General features: G+C 55.5%; 1 protein-coding gene. It reads right to left on the bottom strand.

What is annotated here, in order from left to right; genetic code table 11:
* Nucleotides 1-24: 24 nt before the first annotated feature.
* Nucleotides 25-616, bottom strand: a 592-nt coding sequence (locus IFT87_RS20105) for a PAS domain-containing protein (protein ID WP_206757245.1), incomplete at its 5' end; no start/stop codon positions are given.

A 616-nucleotide genomic window follows, 5' to 3' on the forward strand; every position in this document is an offset into this window, starting at 1 on the left:
GACCGGTTGTGGGTCTTTTTAATTTTAAACCGAAAGATCGGTGCTATGTTGTAAAAGCTCCTGCTGCTTTCGATCATCAATATCGATGTTGATACCCAGCCACCTGACGATCTGTCCGTCCTTGGCGCGCAACGGGACGGCATGCACACTCATCCAACGGTACTGCCCGTCCTTCCCTCTTAGCCGGTACTCCGCGTCAACCGCTAGCCGATCGTGTACGGTCTCACGCCACTTCTGCATCGTAGCTATTCGGTCGTCGGGATGGATTGCGGTTAGCCAACCATATCCTTTCCAATCGTCATAGCTTTGACCGGTATAGGCCCGCCAGCTGGGGCTGTCGGTCTCAATAAGACCATCCGGCGCACTCTCCCAAGTTGTTGCGGCGATGCCGGTAGCGGCTAATCGTTCATACGCTTCGCCCTCACTGAGCATGTCGTGCGCGACCGAATGGCTGTCTGTGCGTCCTTCCGCGACCGAGACGTAATCAATCGCATCACGTTGTTTGGGACCGCCGGTATCGACAGGCGGACTTCCAAGGCGGCTTTTTCGCTCTGCCTTTCTCCGCCTCAGCTCTTCGTCCGCAGCCACCAGAAGGCAATTCATGCTCTGATTGTTA

Source organism: Sphingomonas sp. CFBP 8765 (assembly GCF_014841445.1).
Taxonomy (GTDB): domain Bacteria; phylum Pseudomonadota; class Alphaproteobacteria; order Sphingomonadales; family Sphingomonadaceae; genus Sphingomonas; species Sphingomonas aerolata.